At 34.7% G+C, this 18,309-nt stretch carries 15 protein-coding genes and 1 other annotated feature; of the genes, 12 read left to right on the top strand and 3 right to left on the bottom strand.

Annotated features, from left to right (window positions below; genetic code table 11):
• The first annotated feature begins 36 nt into the window (after nt 1–36).
• The 6 genes from AC1VAQ_RS11990 (at nt 37) to phoU (ending at nt 5,570) form a co-directional block, all read left to right on the top strand.
• Nucleotides 37–939 (top strand): phosphate ABC transporter substrate-binding protein, encoded by a 903-nt coding sequence (locus AC1VAQ_RS11990; protein ID WP_302598912.1) that lies wholly within the window; start codon nt 37–39, stop codon nt 937–939.
• A 644-nt stretch (nt 940–1,583) separates the two neighbouring features.
• On the top strand, nt 1,584–2,408 hold the full coding sequence (locus AC1VAQ_RS11985) for a phosphate ABC transporter substrate-binding protein (RefSeq protein ID WP_302598911.1): 825 nt from the start codon (nt 1,584–1,586) through the stop codon (nt 2,406–2,408).
• 57 nt (nt 2,409–2,465) lie between these two features.
• Nucleotides 2,466–3,329 (top strand): phosphate ABC transporter permease subunit PstC, encoded by an 864-nt coding sequence (gene pstC, locus AC1VAQ_RS11980; RefSeq protein WP_302600252.1) that lies wholly within the window; start codon nt 2,466–2,468, stop codon nt 3,327–3,329.
• Complete coding sequence (gene pstA / locus AC1VAQ_RS11975; protein ID WP_302600251.1) at nt 3,320–4,108, top strand: phosphate ABC transporter permease PstA; 789 nt, start codon at nt 3,320–3,322, stop codon at nt 4,106–4,108. The genes pstC and pstA overlap by 10 nt, the downstream gene beginning before the upstream one ends.
• A gap of 18 nt (nt 4,109–4,126) precedes the next feature.
• On the top strand, nt 4,127–4,876 hold the full coding sequence (gene pstB, locus AC1VAQ_RS11970) for a phosphate ABC transporter ATP-binding protein PstB (protein ID WP_302600250.1): 750 nt from the start codon (nt 4,127–4,129) through the stop codon (nt 4,874–4,876).
• Between the two features lie 16 nt (nt 4,877–4,892).
• Nucleotides 4,893–5,570, top strand: a complete 678-nt coding sequence (phoU, locus tag AC1VAQ_RS11965; protein WP_302600249.1) for a phosphate signaling complex protein PhoU — start codon at nt 4,893–4,895, stop codon at nt 5,568–5,570.
• Between the two features lie 100 nt (nt 5,571–5,670).
• Here phoU and AC1VAQ_RS11960 read toward each other — a convergent pair whose 3' ends face one another.
• Nucleotides 5,671–7,191: a methyl-accepting chemotaxis protein gene (locus AC1VAQ_RS11960; RefSeq protein WP_479903957.1), complete on the bottom strand. Its 1,521-nt coding sequence runs from the start codon at nt 7,189–7,191 to the stop codon at nt 5,671–5,673.
• 190 nt (nt 7,192–7,381) lie between these two features.
• On the opposite strand from AC1VAQ_RS11960, the gene AC1VAQ_RS11955 reads away from it, so the two are divergent.
• Nucleotides 7,382–7,993 (top strand): thiamine phosphate synthase, encoded by a 612-nt coding sequence (locus AC1VAQ_RS11955; RefSeq protein ID WP_302600247.1) that lies wholly within the window; start codon nt 7,382–7,384, stop codon nt 7,991–7,993.
• 185 nt (nt 7,994–8,178) lie between these two features.
• Nucleotides 8,179–8,829: a cytidylate kinase-like family protein gene (locus AC1VAQ_RS11950; RefSeq protein ID WP_479903956.1), complete on the top strand. Its 651-nt coding sequence runs from the start codon at nt 8,179–8,181 to the stop codon at nt 8,827–8,829.
• Nucleotides 8,830–9,038: 209 nt separating this feature from the next.
• On the opposite strand, the gene AC1VAQ_RS11945 is transcribed toward AC1VAQ_RS11950, so the two are convergent.
• Nucleotides 9,039–11,045: a methyl-accepting chemotaxis protein gene (locus AC1VAQ_RS11945; RefSeq protein ID WP_479903955.1), complete on the bottom strand. Its 2,007-nt coding sequence runs from the start codon at nt 11,043–11,045 to the stop codon at nt 9,039–9,041.
• A gap of 195 nt (nt 11,046–11,240) precedes the next feature.
• Nucleotides 11,241–11,930 carry a hypothetical protein gene (locus AC1VAQ_RS11940; protein ID WP_302600187.1) on the bottom strand — a complete coding sequence of 230 codons (690 nt, stop codon included), beginning with the start codon at nt 11,928–11,930 and terminating at the stop codon, nt 11,241–11,243.
• Nucleotides 11,931–12,156: 226 nt separating this feature from the next.
• On the opposite strand from AC1VAQ_RS11940, the gene deoC reads away from it, so the two are divergent.
• The 4 genes from deoC to aspS all read left to right on the top strand — a co-directional run bounded on the left by deoC (nt 12,157) and on the right by aspS (nt 17,849).
• Entirely contained in the window at nt 12,157–12,840 is a 684-nt protein-coding gene (deoC, locus tag AC1VAQ_RS11935) for a deoxyribose-phosphate aldolase (protein WP_302600188.1), read from the top strand.
• A 346-nt stretch (nt 12,841–13,186) separates the two neighbouring features.
• On the top strand, nt 13,187–14,083 hold the full coding sequence (locus tag AC1VAQ_RS11930) for a chemotaxis protein (protein WP_302600189.1): 897 nt from the start codon (nt 13,187–13,189) through the stop codon (nt 14,081–14,083).
• Nucleotides 14,084–14,136: 53 nt separating this feature from the next.
• Nucleotides 14,137–14,381 (top strand) — a binding site (T-box leader).
• 127 nt (nt 14,382–14,508) lie between these two features.
• Nucleotides 14,509–15,780, top strand: coding sequence for a histidine--tRNA ligase (gene hisS / locus AC1VAQ_RS11925; protein ID WP_302600190.1), 1,272 nt, complete (start codon nt 14,509–14,511; stop codon nt 15,778–15,780).
• A gap of 269 nt (nt 15,781–16,049) precedes the next feature.
• Complete coding sequence (aspS, locus tag AC1VAQ_RS11920; protein ID WP_302600191.1) at nt 16,050–17,849, top strand: aspartate--tRNA ligase; 1,800 nt, start codon at nt 16,050–16,052, stop codon at nt 17,847–17,849.
• Nucleotides 17,850–18,309 lie beyond the last annotated feature (460 nt).

Raw genomic sequence — 18,309 nt, 5'->3', positions numbered from 1 at the left:
TAGAAAGATGTACATACATCTTAGGAGGAGATTAATATGAAAAAGAAATTTATGGCAGCTCTCGCAATGTTAGCATTAGGAACTTCTATGTTTACAGGATGTGGTGCTTCAACGCAAACAGTATCTGAAAAAACACCTGAAGTATCACAAGAGGCTACAGGAGGAGCAGAAAATAATAATATAGTAGAAACTAAAAAGGGTACAAAGATTTCAATAGTAGGTTCAACAACAATTGCAGAGCCAATGGAGAAATTAGTAGCAGCCTATAAAGAAGCAGGCAGTACAGATGACATCGAAGTACAAGGAAATGGTTCATCAGCAGGCATCAAAGCAGCGATTGATGGCACAGCAGACATCGGCATGGCATCACGTGAACTAAGTGAAGAAGAAAAGGCTTCAGGACTTAATGAAACAGTTATTGCATATGATGGCATCGCAGTTGTAGTTAATCCAACTAATACAGTAACAGCACTTACACAAGATCAAGTAAAAGATATCTTTGAAGGAAAAATCACTAACTGGAAAGATGTTGGTGGCAATGATCAAGATATTATCGTAGTGACAAGAGAAGCAGGTTCAGGAACAAGAGGCGCTTTTGAAGAAATCGTAGGTCTCTTAGATGACAGTAAAGCATCAACCATTGCAGACACAGCTTTAGTATCAGAAGGAACAGGTGCAGTCATGGCAACAGTAGCCAGCAAAGAAGCATCAATCGGCTTCATCTCATTAGGTTACATGGATGACACAGTAAAAGCCCTAGATATTGACGGTGTAACTCCAACAACAGAATCAGTAAAAGCTGGCGACTACAAAATCTCAAGACCCCTCTTACTTGTAGCACAGCCAACTATTAAACCAGAAGCCCAAGCAGTCATAGACTTCATCACAGGCAATGACGGCCAAGAAATCATGTCAGAAAAATATATTTCCATCAAATAAGTTATAAATCCACGATTAATAATATAGTCATTCCACTCACTCATTAAAATAAATCCCAACAAAAGAGGCCCTTACTAAAGTAAGGGCTTCTTTTATATATACATATAAGGGAAATAACTACAAAAAGAATGACAACTAACTCTGGTATTTACTCTTAGCTATGGAAAAGAAATAACAATTAAACAGGACTTGTGCTCTAAGTCAGAGTTAAATATTGCAGAGCTATAATGTTGGAGAGAGTTTGGAAGGAATGGTAATGCTAGTCTGCCTTTGAAGTGATTTGATGATGCCTTGTTCCATATTTTAAAGAGGTTTTAGCGCTGCTGTTTGAGCAACACTCGCTTCACCGTGTTGCGAGTTCAGTGCGTTTCTTTAAAATATGAAACTTAGAGCATCAGAAATTACGTAGAGTGCAGCTAGCAGTGCCACCAACCCAAAACGGAAATATACTCAGCCACTCCTTTGCACCCCCTATATTTAACATCAATTTAACATTCCCCCAACAAAAGCTGAACATAACTGAGTTATTATTACCGTGTAATAAAGAAAAAAGAATAAAACCCAGTCGTCACACAAACTGGATTTATATGACAATAGACAAAATAACGGACAGTGATGCACAGCATCTATTAGGAGGATATAAAATGAAAAAGAAATTATTATTAGGGCTTACAGTATTAACATTAGGAACAATGGCATTTACAGGGTGTGGTAGTTCATCATCTAGTCAAAAGGTTTCAGTAGTCGGATCAACAACAGTAGCGGAACCAATGGAAAAGCTTGGAGAAAAATATAAAGAAGTGAAACCAGAAGTAGAAATTGAAGTACAAGGAAATGGTTCATCAGCAGGTATTAAAGCGGTATCAGATGGCACAGCAGATGTAGGGATGTCTTCACGTGAACTCAGTGATTCAGAACAAAGCTTAGGGCTTAAAGAAACAGTAATTGCTCACGATGGCATTGCGATTGTAGTAAATCCAGCAAACGGTATATCAGATTTAACATTAGAGCAAGTGAAAGATATTTATGAAGGCAAAATTACAAACTGGAGCCAAGTTGGCGGCATTAATCAAGATATTATTGTAGTTACAAGAGAAGCTGGTTCAGGTACAAGAAGTGCACTCGAAGAAATTGTTGGATTACAAGATGCTGACAAAGCTTCCACTATTACAGATACAGCTTTAGTAAGTGAAGGAACAGGTTCTATCATGGCAACAGTAGCAAGTAAAGAAGCTGCAATTGGTTATATTTCATTAGGCTATATGAATGATACAGTAAAAGGCTTAAGTATTGATGGCGTGGTACCAAGTGCAGAAACAGTAAAATCAGGAGAATACAAAATTTCTAGACCATTACTTTTACTTACAAAAGAAAGTACAAATGAAAATACAACAGATTTCCTAAACTTTATAGTAGGGACTGAAGGACAAGAAATTATAGCAGAAAAATATATCTCAATTTTAGATTAAGGCTGAGAGAGAAAATTAAAATTTAACAGATTAAAAATCTGAGTAGAGGGATAGCGTATGGATAAATTAATGAAAAAGGTGTTTTGGTTATGTGCAGCAATTATGATTTTAGCTGTTGGTTTTATGGCAGTGTACATTATTGCTGGTGGAATTCCATTTTTTAGCCACACAAGCCTTGTAGATTTCCTTCTTGGTAGAAAGTGGAATCCATCTGGAGAGATTTTTGGAATCTATCCAATGTTAGTAACAAGTATCATTGCAACATTAGGTGCAACCTTAATAGGTGTAACAGTTGGTGTAAGTACAGCTATTGTGCTTGTGGAAATACTTCCTAGAAAAGTTGCAGCGGTTTTTTCAGCAGCAATTGACTTATTAGCTGGTATTCCATCAGTTATTTATGGCTTCTTTGGTCTGATGGTCATTGTACCTATTTTAAATGATTTGTTTGGTGGTATTGGCGGAGGAAGTAGTTTACTTGCAGCAATTATTATCCTTGCCATTATGATTTTGCCAACCATTATTAGAATGACAGAAGTAAGCTTAAGAGCAGTGCCTAATGAATATAAAGAGGGAGCACTTGGACTTGGTGCATCTAAATACCAATATATTTTTAAGGTACAATTAGGTGCAGCTAAGTCTGGGATTGCCGCAGGAGTTGTACTTGGTGTAGGGCGAGCACTTGGCGAAACGATGGCAGTTATTCTAGTAGCTGGTAACTCAGTAAGACTTCCACAAAGCTTAATGGACCCAGTTCGAACACTTACTGCGAATATTGCCCTGGAAATGGGATATGCAACAGGCATACACCAACAAGCACTTTTTGCAACAGGTATGGTACTTTTCGTACTCATCATTGGCATTAATTTAATCCTAACTCAGCTTATTAAAAGATCAGAAAGGAGAGCAGGGCTATGCAAATAAAACATAAAGATAATATAGTTAAATGTGGCCTCATAGCCATCTCTTCCATAACAATTTTAATGCTTATTTGGATTATCGGATATATTTTTGCAAAAGGAATTACACACATTAAATTAGAGGAGCTTATCCCACCTATTGTCTCAACGCTTTATATGGTAGCTATTGGACTTCTTATTTCTGCACCTATTGGTATTGGAGCAGCTATTTATTTAAATGAATATGCCAATAAAGGCCGTTTTGTAAAAATTATTCGTTTTGCAACAGAAACGTTAGCAGCAATACCATCTATTCTCTTTGGACTCTTTGGTATGGCATTCTTCCTGACACAATGCAAACTTGGCATATCAATATTATCTGGAGCATTAACTGTATCACTTATGGTACTTCCAACGATAGTAAAAACAACAGAAGAAGCACTTAAAACAGTACCAGTAGCTTTAAGAGAAGGTTCTCTTGCATTAGGTGCAAGTCAGTTTGCAACGATTATGAAAGTTGTCCTTCCAAGCGCACTTCCAGGAATCCTAACAGGAATAGTACTTGGTACAGGGAGAATAGTAGGGGAAACAGCAGCTATTTATTTAACAGCAGGAACAATGTTTAAAATGCCTGCAACACCAATGGATTCAGGGCGAACACTTGCAGTACATCTTTATCTTTTAGCAAAAGAGGGTATTTCTTTTGATGAAGCTTATGGAACAGCCGTAGTGCTTCTTGTAATAATTCTTTTACTCAACTTACTCACTTACTTTATTGGTCACAAGTTACGTAAAGTCAAATAATAAAAGGAGAAACATACTATGAATACAATAATGAGCATTAAAGACCTTTCATTCTATTATGGCGACTTTAAGGCAGTTAAAAATATAAACTTAGATATTAAAGAGCATGAAGTACTTGCCTTCATTGGACCATCTGGTTGTGGGAAGTCAACGCTTCTTCGCATCTTTAATAGAATGTGTGATTTAGCAGAAGCGCCAAGAGTAGAGGGTTCTATTAAGTTTAAAGGTCAAGAAATATTTAATATGGATACGATTGAACTTCGTAAAAAGGTAGGAATGGTATTCCAAAAACCAAATCCATTTCCAATGAGCATCTATGATAACATTGCTTATGGACCACGTATGCAAGGCATAAAAAATAAAGCAGAACTTGATGCTATTGTAGAAGACAGTTTAAAAAAGGCAGCAATTTGGGAGGAAGTGAAAGATAAACTTCGTAAAAATGCATTAGGTTTATCAGGTGGGCAACAACAAAGAATTTGTATTGCAAGAGCTATTGCAATGAAGCCTGAGATTTTACTTATGGATGAACCAACATCAGCACTTGACCCAATTTCAACATCTAAAGTAGAAGACCTTATTAATGAACTAAAATCACAATACACTATTGTTATCGTAACACATAATATGCAACAAGCAGCTAGAATCTCGGATCGTACAGCATTCTTCTTATTAGGAGAACTTATTGAAGTAGATGACACAGAAAAAATATTTAATATGCCAGGACAGAAGAAAACAGAGGACTATATCACAGGAAGATTCGGTTAAGAGGAGGAGACAAAAAGTGGCACCTAGAAAAGTATATGAACATAAATTAAATGATTTAAATACAAGTATTATTGAAATGGGGCAGGCTGCAGAAAATCTGATTGATCAAACAATTAAAGTGCTTAAAACTGCCGATGATGAACTCGCTAAAGTAACCATTAAACAAGATGATATCGTAGACCTTAAGCAACTTGAAATTGAAAAAGAATGTGCTTCACTTATTGCACAGCAACAGCCTATTGCCAGTGATCTCCGATTTATTCTTTCAGTTGTAAAAATCGTAACGGATATTGAGAGAATTGCAGATCAATGCAGTGATATTTGTCAGTATAGCATTAAGCTTAATGATAAGGAGTGGAGCAAAGAAGTGAACTACCATCGCCATATTGAACGTATGGCAGTAACTGCTAGAGATATGCTTAAAAATGCACTAGATAGTTTTGTAAGTAAGGATGTAGAAACTATAAAAGCCATTTGCAAAGCAGATGATAAAATGGACGAATACTTCTGGAAGGTATGGCAGGAGCTTACTGAAGAAATGAAACGTGATAGTTCATTTATCGAAAATGGTATGCATTATATGATGATTATTAAATATCTAGAAAGAATAGCAGACCATGTAACGAATATTGCTGAATGGACCTATTATAGCTTAACAGGAAAGTATATTATTCATGAACAAATTAAAGAATAGTTGCAAAATAGAGCAGCTGAGTTTTTGACTTATAAGAAAAAGAGGTACGCAAAATTGTAAATAATTTTGCGTACCTCTTTTTGGATACTCGATATTTAACTTATTTATCTTGTAATTTAATAAGTTCATCTGAATTTGCCTTTACCATTTCAGCATAAACTAGGATGTCTTGGAAGGAAGCAGTAAGTTCTTCTAAAGAAGCTGTAATATGTCCCATATTAGAACAGGTTTCCAAGCTGCCAGTGTGTGCTTCATGAGTTGATGTTTTTACAAGATTAATTTCATTTTCTAAATGCGAAATGAGTGTTTGAGAATCAATGATTTTTTGAATCATATCATTTTGAAGTTTAAACATTTTATCAAAATCTTTTTGTACATGTGTAAGTAATTTGAGATTATCCTGAACAATGATTTCAGTTTCATTAATAGCATTTAGGGAATCATCTGTATTTGTATTGACATTATGCAAAATTGTATTGACATTATGCAAAATTGTATTGATATAATCAGCAGATTGATTAGATTGTTCAGCAAGCTTTTTGATTTCTGAGGCGACTACTACGAAACCTTTTCCGGCTTCCCCTGCACGTGCAGCTTCGATAGAAGCATTAAGGGCAATAAGATTTGTTTGTTCACATACATCATTGATGATTTTTAAGGCAGATGAGATTTCGGCCGTACTATGTAATAAAGTATTGAAAAGAGATTTTGATTTGCTGCTAGAGGTATTGATTTCTTGAATCTTTTCTACCAAATTAGTGATATTTTCTTGATTAGTTAAAGCAATTTTTCCAATTTCTTCTGTTACAGAAGTTAATTCTTTGGAGTTTTCAGTAGTAGCTTTAACGCTTATGAGCATATTATCAGCAGCACGGCTACTATTTAGAACCTTCTCAGACATATTTTCAGAATCTAAGCTGACAGAAACACTTGTAGCATTAATTGTTGAAATAGCATTATTACCATGAGTTATGCGTTCATAAAGCTCTTCTAAAGCATTATTAATATCTGTAGATTTTTTTATGTTTTCTTTAAGTAATGTTTCAATATCATCACTTTGTGAAACAGATGTTAAAAAGATGTTGTTGAATTTTTGAGTCATTTTATAGAATAGGATGCCAACAGCAAGAAGTTGAAGAATGTAATAAACAGATGTGTAAGCAGACTCAACCATATTTGCTTCCATGCCATAGCCAGGTTCATTGATTACAGGAATAAGGAAAGTGGCAAGCACAAATAAAGGGATTTTAATAACAAGAATTTTCTTTACAAGACTTGTATCGAAATACAGACCAGCTATTAAAAGTGTAATAACCCAAATTAAAGTCGCATTAAGCCAAGCGGCTAAGTATAAAGTACAACTTAAAATTTCTAAAGAAATGAGACTAATTGGAACAAAGTGTTTTCTTGTTGTAGAGTATTTATAATAGAGAATAGGAATTAAAACCCAAGCAGTACTTAGTAATCCTAAATAATCATTCAACCTAAAACCAAGATTATGACGGTTAATGAAGATAGAAATAGCATTTAAAATAGTTAAAACCATACCAATATTTAAAACACGAAATAAAAGTGCATCTGATTCTAACTTGTTTTTTTCTAACATTGAGTGTGTAGACACAATAAAACCTCCTTATAATGTAAAAATTTTCAAGTATGTAGTTTTTATCGGTATATCCAAAGGGAAACTTTATATGTAAACTTAGTTTCTTTTAAAAGATTAAAGATATACTAAAAAATAAAATCTGAATTAAGTTATAATATAAAGAAATAATCTAAAAATTGTAAACTATAAACGTAGGGAGGCAGATATGATTTACTTTGTAACAGACAGAAAAGGTTTAAATGAAAAAGTATGGCTTGAATGTATGATAAGGCGAATGGAGGAAGGTGTGGATTGTATTATTGTAAGGGACAAAGGATATTTTGATGTACAATTAGTAAGGCAGTTAATGAAGTATAAAAAAGCCCATGCAGATGTGAAAACAAAAATATTAATACATAGCCAATTAGAATTGGCACAGGAACTAGATGCAGATGGCGTTCATTTCCCATATATGTTATGGGAAAAATATAAAAAAGAGCAAAAAGAAGTACTTGAAGCATGGCAAAAAAATAAGTTGATTGGTTTATCAATTCATGGAGAAGTGGAAGCAAAAATGGCAGATGGCTGTGTAGATTACATGTTTTTAAGTCCAGTATTTCATCCCTCGTGTAAACCTGTAGAAGGAAAGGGGGTAAGTTGGTTTAAGAAGGTGCAAGGTGAGGTTAAAACACCTCTTGTAGCATTAGGCGGAATTACTGCAGAAAATGTACAAGTACTTTATGCGTCAGGAATTAATCATGTTGCGGTGATGTCATACCTGATGGATATGGGCAATAAAGTAAAAAATTTAAGAATCAGAGAAAACAACTATGAATAACTAAAATTTATAAATGTGAAATCTATATTTAGGAGTAACTTGTTCGAAGTAAATTGAATAATATAAATTAGTGTAGTATAATTATTATATAAAATAACTAATTATTTTTGAGAAATAAAATAAAAATTGTATAATAAGTGGTTTCTGTATCATATAATGAAGGCACTACCAAGGGAGGGGTTTATATGGCAGAGAATTTAGTGATCACAATCGGAAGAGAATATGGCAGTGGCGGAAGAGAAATCGGTAGAAAGCTTGCTGAAACACTAGGAATCAAGTTTTATGATAAAGAATTAATAGATATGGCAGCCAAAGAAAGTGGAATGAGTAAAGAGGTCTTTGAAAAAATAGATGAAACAGCAGCAAGCAGTTTGCTATACTCTATTGTTTCAGGAACCTATATGATTGGTAATCATATGTCACCATTATTGGACTTACCTATTAATGATAAACTTTTCATATTAGAATCTGATATTATTAAGGAAATAGCTGCTAAAGAAAGTTGTGTTATAGTAGGCCGTTGTGCAGATTATATTTTAAGAGATTACAAAAACTGCATTAATATATTCATTCATGCACCACTAAAAACAAGGATAGAGCATGCCATTACACAGTATAATCTCCCGGCAGAAAAGGCAGAGCAGAAAATTAACAAAATAGATAAAAAACGTGGAACTTATTACAATTATTATACAGGGAATAAATGGGGACAGACACAGCTCTACGAACTATCTGTAGATAGCAGTGTACTTGGTATAGATGCTACTGCAGAATTTATTAAGGGCTTTATTCAAACGTATCAAGCTGCCCAAAGAGGTAGGGAGGCTGCGAAATAAGCCGTTGATGTATCTTTTTACAAACATAAAAAGAAAAGTAAAAGGTTAATGAGTTATTTTGAAAAGGGATAGAAATGAATGAAATATAATAGGTAGTTATAAGCCATAATAAAAAGCGGTATTGCTCAAGTGAGTAATACCGCTTTTTTTATGGCAGGAAAGTTCTATTTTCTTAGGTAAGATGACTAGTTGAATGTTTCATGATATAGCTATATAGCTTCATCTTGCTGGACTTTGAAGATGGAAACAGCATGATCGAGTGATTCCATATTTTCTTTAAGTGAGGCAGAAAGATTGCTAAGTTCTAGCATGATACTATGTTGTTCTTGGCTTAAACTATTGACTTCTTCTGTGCAAGCAGCAGATTCTTGGGTAATGGTAGAAATGTTATTGATTTGTTCAACCATAGTTTCTTTAAGGACGTTCATCTCTTTAGTATGAGAAGTCACATCGTCTAATTCTTGATTCATATTTTTTAGAATATCAATGATTTTGAAGAGGATTGAACTTGTTTCTGTGACAATTTGGGCTTGTTCTGTAAAAATACTTTGTGAGTTTTGAGCAAGCTTGGTAGTTTTATTCATTTTAACCTCAATATTATTTAAGATTTCACGAACATTGGTAGCGGAACTTTTAGAGGCTTCAGCTAAGCGCCTTACTTCATTAGCAACGACAGCGAAACCGTGACCAGCATCGCCAGCACGGGCGGCTTCAATGCTTGCATTAAGCGCTAGAAGATTAGTTTGCTCACTAATACTAGAAACTAAGGTCATGACTTCTTCAATGGTTTGATTAAGGGCGGTGAGTTCGGACATACTTGAAGCAATATGAGTAGAAGTTTCAAGGGCCGTGTTCATAGAAGTTGTAAGGTTTTCCATAGTATGCATACCATTTTCAATAAGAGATGCAACACCTTTATTATTTTCTAAAATAGAAGTAGTTTTATCAATGACAATTTGGATGCTCGTAGCAAGCGTTGCCATTTGAGAATTGGTTTTTTGTGCATCAATAGCTTGATTAGTTGTACCTTCTGCAATATTTGTAATGGAGGTAGTAAGCTGACTAATGGCTTCTACAGAACGAGTAGTAGAATGACTTAGAAATTCGCTACTATCTAAAGTTTGAGTAATAGTTGTTTTTGTGTTTGTAAGTACCTGGCTTATTTGATGAAGCATTTTATTAAAGCTATGACAGAGTTGACTAATTTCATCTTTTCCTTTTTCGGGCATTTTTACGGTGAAGTCGCCATCTTCTACTTGTCGCATAAGATTTGCAAGCTGTTTAATAGGTTTGCAAAAGCGTTTAGCGAACCAGAGAGCAATCCAGAGAGCAAGTAGGGCAACTATGCTAAGCAAAAGAATAAAGAGTGGCAGAGAACTGCGAAGTGCGCTGACAAGAGAAGTGGTTGGTACAGTAATAACAATTTTCCAACCATTGTGAAGTGGTGCATAAGAAATCAGATTCCCATTGGCAGTAAATGAGTTAGAGCTTGTCTCATTCTTAAAGTTATTCCAGAGAGAGGAATCAAAACCTGACGTAGTATCGGCAGATGTATAAATAGTTTGCCCGACTTCATCTAATAAATATAAATGGGAGTCAGGTAAAAGCTGCATAGAATCAAAATTAGTTGTGATAGTTGTAAGATCTACCATAGCAGCAACGGTAAAACAATTCGCATTAGCCTGATCCTTGTATTTGCGAGTGACTAAAACAGAGTTTGAGTCAGAGGTAGCCACATTAAGCCAAGTAAAGGTATCTGAAACTTCAGTTGGAAGTAGTGCAAGTAATTCGCTTTCAGAAAGGGTGCCACAGGAACCAACGAATACATTATCAGGCAGAAGGAGTGCGGAACTTAGGATGCTAGAATCTAATTCTTCGAGATAAATAAGTTGATTGCGAATCGAGGTATGTGCAGATAATTTTTCTTGAACCTTCTGAGAGTTGTAACTTGTGAGCAAGTTACTTTGTACAAGATTTGTAACTACGAACTTGGAAATATTGTTTTCTACACTTTGAGAAAGCGTATCCGTACTATAGGCAGCTTGATTAACAAGCTCGGTGCTTAAATTGGAACTGGTATCACTAAGTGCATGAGTAGAAATGAACGTATAAAAAAGACTCACGATAAACATTGGAATAAGTGATAGGCCTAAGCATACTAAGATAAGCCGCGATTGAATGGAGTGTGCAACATTAGTGAGAAGTTTTCGTTTCATCTTAAAGCCTCCTTTGACAAAAAAGTTATTATATCTATATAGTAACAGAATATAATAAAAATATTAATAAAAATAAATAAAATTTTTAAATATTTTAATTATATTAAAATTACTGCATAAAAAAAGAAACTATTTATAGAAAGCCTAAAAATAGTTTCTAATTTTTAATGAAAAGTTTTTAATAGAAGCGGACCATTATTGAACAATTTCTTCTTGGATGATAGAAGCGTGAGTTTCGTCAGAAGCATTATCACTAGTGTCTTCAGCTGACGTTTCCGTACCCTCACTAGAATTTGTATCAGTAATCTCGACAGACTCATTATCTTGTGCTTGAGAAGTATTATCCTCTAATTTTGCAGATTCTGTATAATCTTCATCGCTAAATTCATCTACAAATACTTCATCTTGATCTGTAACATCAAGTTTTTCGTAAGTAGAGAGAATTTGAGCATGTTCATCATCTGAAAGAGCAATCTTGACTGCATCCATAAGCATATTAGTAGCTGGAGAAGTTGTAGCATTAGCAGGAAGTTCAATAGACTGTGTTGCTGTAACATAAGTATTTACATAATCAATACCAGATATAAGATCATTGTAAAGATCAGTAGAGCCTTCTGTTAAACCGTCTAAAGAAACAGAAGCAATTTGGCCATCTGTAACTTGCACAACAAGATCCATTGTAGTATCTGCTAAAGAAATGCCTGCTATGTACTGTCCATCCTGATAGGTATCAGATGGGGCAAAGGTTTGAGCACTTGCTTTGTTCCTAAAGAGTAAAAAGATTAGTAAAATGACAGCCACTAAAATAATGAGAACAGGGATTTTTAAATCTTTTAATTTGAATACAAAAAACTTAGGACTAGACATAAACACCCTCCTTTTCAAATAAGATGTCCTAATACATATATATGACAAGCCATATAATTTATTCCTTGTGTATGAAAAATATTAAAATAGTCAGTAGTTTATAGTAATACAATTAAGAGTTTAGAAAAAGACATGCATAAAGCTTGTACTTATATAGAAGCCTATGATAATATAGTAAAGACTAAAAGAACACCGGTAAAAGACCAGTGAGACAAAAATCATCAGAGAAAGAAGGCTTACACAAATGAAAGATTTAGCACAATTAATTGATCATACTGCATTAAAGGCAACAACTACAGAGGATGATATCAAACAACTTTGCAGCGAAGCAATTGAATATAACTTTAAAACAGTATGTGTACCTACTTGCTACGTAGGTATGGCAAATCATTTATTAGCAGATACAGGTGTGGGTATTACAACAGTTGTAGGTTTTCCTTTAGGAAATGAAACACCAGCAGCTAAAGCTTTTGAAGCAAAAGAAGCAATCTTAAATGGTGCAACAGACGTAGACATGGTTATCAACGTAGGTGCACTTAAAGATGCAAAATATGATTATGTTAAATTTGACATCGAAGAAGTTGTAAAAGCATGTAAAGAAACTGATGCAAATACAATTGTAAAAGTAATCGTAGAGACATGTTACCTTACAAGTGAAGAAATTGAAAAAGTAACAGAGATTGTTGTAGAAGCTGGTGCGGACTTCATCAAAACATCAACAGGTTTTGGAACTGGTGGTGCAACAATTGAAGATGTAAGTCTTATGAGTAAAGTGGCAGCTGGCCGCATTAAAGTTAAAGCATCTGGTGGTATCGGAGATACAAAAACTGCTGAAGCTATGGTAGAAGCTGGAGCAGAAAGACTTGGCGTGAGCAAAAGTATTGCTATTATGACAGGTGCAAAATCAGAAGATAACGGAAGTTACTAAGATTAAAAAGGTGGTGGTACGAAAGTGCTATCACCTTTTTTAGTTTAGAAGACATAAATTGAGTTTAGAAGGCATAAATAAGGCATAAATAAGGTAGGAACATAGCACTTTCGTAAAGCTTAGGGAAAACGCTAAGCAAAGGACTACTTAACTTTTTCCTATATGTTTCATGTACTCTCAAAGGCCAATAGCATCTAGGGATCTAGTAGGCCTATTTTGCAACATCCTTTTTGAAATTTCATTTACAGAAAATGTTAAGGAATTTATATTTTTAGCCGATACATATAAGAGAATAATGTCAAAAAATACAGTACTGTATTTTAAATATAGAGAGGGAAGTGAGTACATGGAAGAATCAATTTTATTAGATGTAGGAACTGGGGAATTAGAGGTCATCGTATTCGTTGTAAACGGCAATAGCTATTGTATTAACGTATTAAAAGCAAAAGAGATTATTCAATTAAGTGCAGTAAGACCAGCAGCTGATCAGAATAAGAGTATTTTAGGACTTACAAATGTTCGTGATCAGGTTATGACAGTTATCGATTTAAGCTATATTTTAGATAAAAAAGAAACAGACTTATCAGAAAGAAAAATGGCACTTGTATGTGAGTTTAATAAGAAACAAGTAATGTTTGCAGTAGATAGCATTACAGGTATTCAAAGAATTAAATGGTCTGATATTACAAAACCAGATTCACTTGTTAGAGGATCACTAGCTGTAGGAAATATTTTAACAGACAATGGTATTTTACTAATGCTTGACTTTGAAAAAATCATTGCAGATTTAACAAGTGATGGTAATAGCGAATATAAAGTAGGTATTGCCTTAAAAGAAGAACGTAAAAGCAAACGTATTTATATGGCAGATGATTCTAAAACAATTAGAGAGTTTTTAAAAGAAACTTTAGGGGCAGCTGGATATGTAAACATCGTTGAGTTTGATAATGGTAAAGATGTATTAGAAGCCATTATGAATCTTAAAGAAAAATATGGTGAAAGTTTCAGACAAGAGATTGATTTACTAATTACAGACATTGAAATGCCTATTTTAGATGGACATACTGTAACACGTAAAATCAAAGAAGATAGCATATTAAGTACATTACCAGTTGTTATATTCTCATCACTTATTACAGATGACCTTCACCACAAGGGTGAAAAAGTAGGTGCTGATTATCAAATCAGCAAGCCATCTATTGGTGAACTTGTAGAAGCGGTAGATAGTTTATTATTTAAATAAATACTAGGGCTTGACTAAAGCAAAAACTTTGGTACAATATAAAATAATACACTATTAAATCGATGATAAGAACCAGTAGAAGCTTACCTATCAGAGAGTGAACCTAGGCTGAAAGTTCACACTAGCTTTGAAGACATCTTGGAGAGTGTCTCTGAAAATTGCAGTAGGAGACGACGCCTAAGCAGCGTTATCAGCTAATTAAGTGCAAAGCACTATGTTTTAGAAGTATTCTAGATGGATATACTATAAATACATAAGCTTTGAAACAGGGTGGCAACACGGTAATATCGTCCCTGACAGTTATGTCAGGGGCGTTTTTTATTGCTTAAAAAATTATATTTCAGTGTAATTTACAAGTGTGAACTTACAAATAAGAAATTGCAAGTTTTTATTAAAGTAAGTTTATAATACGAAAGGAGTAAGACATGGAACTTCGTGCCCTTAAAGGAACCAAAGATATTTTTGGTGAAGAAATGAGAAAATGGTTAGATGTAGAAGAAATCATTAGAGGTCTATGCGATGACTTCGGATTTAACCAAATTAGAACACCAATGTTTGAGTTTACTGACCTTTTTGTAAGAGGTGTTGGTGAAACAACAGACGTTGTAAATAAAGAAATGTATTCTTTCACAGACAAAGGTAAGAATAATATTACTTTAAAACCAGAAAGTACAGCAGCAGTAGTAAGAGCTTTCTTAGAACATAATATGTATGCTGATACACAGCCTACTAAACTTTACTATATTTCTCCTACATTTAGATATGAAAGACCACAAGCTGGTCGTCAAAGACAATTCCACCAATTCGGTGTAGAAATGTTTGGAACAGACTCAGCAACAGCAGATGCAGAAGTTATTGCATTAGGTTCAACACTTCTTAAACGCTTAGGCATTAAGAAAGTAGAACTTCACATTAACTCTTTAGGCGGTCCTGAGTGTAGAAAGAAATACAATGAAACACTTAAAGCCTTCTTAAATGAAAAAAGAGAGCACCTTTGCCCACTTTGTCAGGAAAGAATGGACAAAAATCCACTCCGTGTTTTAGATTGTAAAAACCCAGAGTGTCAAGAACACTTAAAAGCAGCGCCAACTGTTTTAGATACTTTAGGACCAGAATGTAAGGCACACTTTGAAGAACTTCAAAGCTTACTTACAGCTATGGAGATTCCATTTGTTGTAGACCCAGGTATTGTACGTGGTCTTGATTACTATACAAAAACAGTATTTGAATTTATTTCAAATGATATCGGTGCACAAGGTACAGTTTGTGGTGGCGGTCGCTATGATAAACTTGTAGATGAAATCGGTGGCAAACACGTACCAGCAGTAGGCTTTGGAGCAGGTATGGAGCGTCTTATCATTGTTCGCGATGCAGAAAACAAAGAAGCTCTTGCACCAGCGACAAGAGATATCTTCATCGGCTTTAGAGGAGAAGAAGCTAAAATGGAAGCTTTCAAACTCGTAAATGCTCTAAGACAAGAAGGCATCAGCGCAGAAAGCGACCACCTTGCAAGAAGTATCAAAGCCCAAATGAAATACGCCAATAAAATAGGTGCCCGCTACTCAGCCATCTTAGGCGAAAGCGAACTAGAAAACGGCGAAATCCAACTCAAAGAAATGGAATCAGGAGACACCGTAACTATTCCACTAAACCAATTCGTCCAAGTAGTCAAAACGACAATTAAAGGAATCGAATAAAAACAGTGAAGAGTGAAAAGTGATAATGAATAATTAATAATGAAAAATTGGCAAGTAATGAAGAGAAGTACTTATTTTATAAGGAAGACAAATCATTTTTGTCAGATATAGAGTTATCATTTTTAACTATGCTTCACTATCATTAGCTTGATTAAATAAAACGAAATACGAAAATTTTAGTTGAAATAGGAGACTAGGGGATGTAGGCTTTGGTGACATCAACTCCTGTAGCCCCGGCCCTATTCAATTACTTAAATAGGAGGATTATTATGTCAGAATCAATGCATGGTTTAAAAAGAACTCATCGTTGTACAGAACTTAGTGCTGCTAATGTTGGCCAAGAAGTTGTTGTAATGGGATGGGTACAAAGAAGAAGAAACTTAGGACAAATTTTATTCATTACACTTCGTGACCGTTCAGGTCTTTTACAATTATCTTTCAATGAAAATACAGAGAAAGAACTTTTTGAAAAAGCTAGTACACTTAGAAGTGAATATGTAATTGCAGCTCGCGGTATGGTAGTATCTCGTGGTGCAGATGCAAACAAATCTATGCAAACTGGAGATATCGAAATTGATGTTAAAGAACTGCGTATTCTTTCAGAAGCAGAAACAACACCTTTCGAAATCTTAGAAAATATTGATACAAAAGAAGAGCTTCGTTTAAAATATCGTTACCTTGATCTTAGAAGACCAGATGTACAAAAAAATCTTATTCTTCGTAGTAAAGTAACTCAAAGCGTACGTCGTTTCCTTGAAACAGAAGGTTTTATTGAGGTAGAAACACCAATTCTTCAAAAATCAACACCAGAAGGCGCACGTGACTACTTGGTACCATCTCGTGTACACCCAGGTCACTTTTACGCATTACCACAATCACCACAATTATTTAAACAATTATTAATGGTATCAGGTTTTGACCGCTACTTCCAAATTGCTAAATGCTTCCGTGATGAAGACCTTCGCGCAGATAGACAACCAGAATTCACACAAATTGATATGGAGCTTTCTTTCGTAGAGCCAGAAGATGTTATGGCTGTTAATGAAAGATTAATCCAAGCTGTATTTAAAGAAGCTTTAGATGTAGATGTACAGCTTCCAATTCAAAAAATGACATATAAAGAAGCTATGGATCGTTTCGGTTCTGATAAACCAGACCTTCGTTTTGGTGTTGAGCTTCAAGATCTTACAGATGTAGTTAAAGGTTGCGGCTTTGCTGTATTTGAAAATGCTATTGCTGCTGGCGGTACAGTAAGAGCAATTAATGCAAAAGGTATGGGAGACTTAGGTCGTAAACAAATAGATGCATTAGTTAAATATGGACAAGACTTCGGTGCTAAAGGGGTAGCTTGGCATCAAATTAAAACAGATGGAGAAGAAAAATCTTCATTTGCTAAATTCTTAAGTGAAGAAACACTTGCAGCTATCAAAGAAAAAATGGGCGCAGATAAAGATGATTTAATCTTAGTAGTAGCTGATAAACCATCTGTAGTATTTGCTACACTTGGTGCGCTTCGTCTTGAAGTAGCTAGAAGACTTGATCTTATCAACAAAGATGAATTCAGATTCGTATGGATTACAGAATTCCCACTTCTTGAGTATGATGAAGAAGCTGGCAGATACGTAGCAATGCATCACCCATTCACAATGCCAATGGATGAAGATTTAGACCTTATGGAAACAAATCCTGGTGCTGTAAGAGCTAAAGCTTATGACTTAGCCCTTAATGGTTGTGAACTTGGTGGCGGTAGTATCCGTATTTACCAAAATGATGTTCAAAAAAGAATGTTCAACCTTCTTGGTTTCACAGACGAACAAGCAGAAGAACGTTTCGGATTCTTATTAAATGCTTTCAAATATGGCGTACCACCACATGGCGGACTTGCATTTGGTCTTGACCGTATGATCATGCTTATGTGTAAAGCTGATAGTATCAGAGACGTTATTGCATTCCCTAAAGTAAAAGATGCAAGCTGTCTTATGACTAATGCACCAGACGTAGTAGATCAAGTACAATTAGATGAATTAAGTATCGACGTTGTAAAAACAGAAGAAACAACAGAAGAATAAGATACGAGGGGGTCACTTACAGAAAGAAATGGAGGTAAGTGACTCCTTTTATATGCAGAAAATATTTTAGGGAGCTGACACTAATGAATTTTTATGGCAAGTATATTAAAGCCAGTTTTAGTTAAAAGTTATGTAGATTTAAAGCCTTTAATAGGAATAAGATGTCAGTAAAATACATAAGATGTATGAATTTTAGGGGTAAAATACAAAGAAAAGGTAGGGGTTTTAGGCAAAATTTTATTTAGCAGTCATTTTGACGGATTACTGGGATTAAATTTTGAAAATTTATTAAGTTTACACATTGTTAAAATTAAGTCATTTAAGTATAATAATTATAAACCATAAAGTTATTTGTATATGAACATAAATACAAGGGCACATACCATTTCGTATGTGTCCATTTTGTATGGTGTGCCCAGCATGGGCGTAGTCTAACGGGTGAAAGTCCCGAGTGTGGGTT

This window comes from Cellulosilyticum sp., assembly GCF_982396655.1.
Note: the sequence above shows the minus strand (reverse complement) of the source record. Positions and strands in the feature narration are given on the sequence as shown.

Excerpts from the sequence above, each read along its gene's own strand:
- AC1VAQ_RS11990 (WP_302598912.1), top strand. The coding sequence starts at position 37 with ATGAAAAAGAAATTTATGGCAGCTCTCGCAATGTTAGCATTAGGAACT.
- AC1VAQ_RS11985 (WP_302598911.1), top strand. The coding sequence starts at position 1,584 with ATGAAAAAGAAATTATTATTAGGGCTTACAGTATTAACATTAGGAACA.
- pstC (WP_302600252.1), top strand. The coding sequence starts at position 2,466 with ATGGATAAATTAATGAAAAAGGTGTTTTGGTTATGTGCAGCAATTATG.
- pstA (WP_302600251.1), top strand. The coding sequence starts at position 3,320 with ATGCAAATAAAACATAAAGATAATATAGTTAAATGTGGCCTCATAGCC.
- pstB (WP_302600250.1), top strand. The coding sequence starts at position 4,127 with ATGAATACAATAATGAGCATTAAAGACCTTTCATTCTATTATGGCGAC.
- AC1VAQ_RS11955 (WP_302600247.1), top strand. The coding sequence starts at position 7,382 with ATGATTTACTTTGTAACAGACAGAAAAGGTTTAAATGAAAAAGTATGG.
- AC1VAQ_RS11950 (WP_479903956.1), top strand. The coding sequence starts at position 8,179 with ATGGCAGAGAATTTAGTGATCACAATCGGAAGAGAATATGGCAGTGGC.
- AC1VAQ_RS11945 (WP_479903955.1), bottom strand. The coding sequence starts at position 11,045 with ATGAAACGAAAACTTCTCACTAATGTTGCACACTCCATTCAATCGCGG.
- deoC (WP_302600188.1), top strand. The coding sequence starts at position 12,157 with ATGAAAGATTTAGCACAATTAATTGATCATACTGCATTAAAGGCAACA.
- AC1VAQ_RS11930 (WP_302600189.1), top strand. The coding sequence starts at position 13,187 with ATGGAAGAATCAATTTTATTAGATGTAGGAACTGGGGAATTAGAGGTC.
- hisS (WP_302600190.1), top strand. The coding sequence starts at position 14,509 with ATGGAACTTCGTGCCCTTAAAGGAACCAAAGATATTTTTGGTGAAGAA.
- aspS (WP_302600191.1), top strand. The coding sequence starts at position 16,050 with ATGTCAGAATCAATGCATGGTTTAAAAAGAACTCATCGTTGTACAGAA.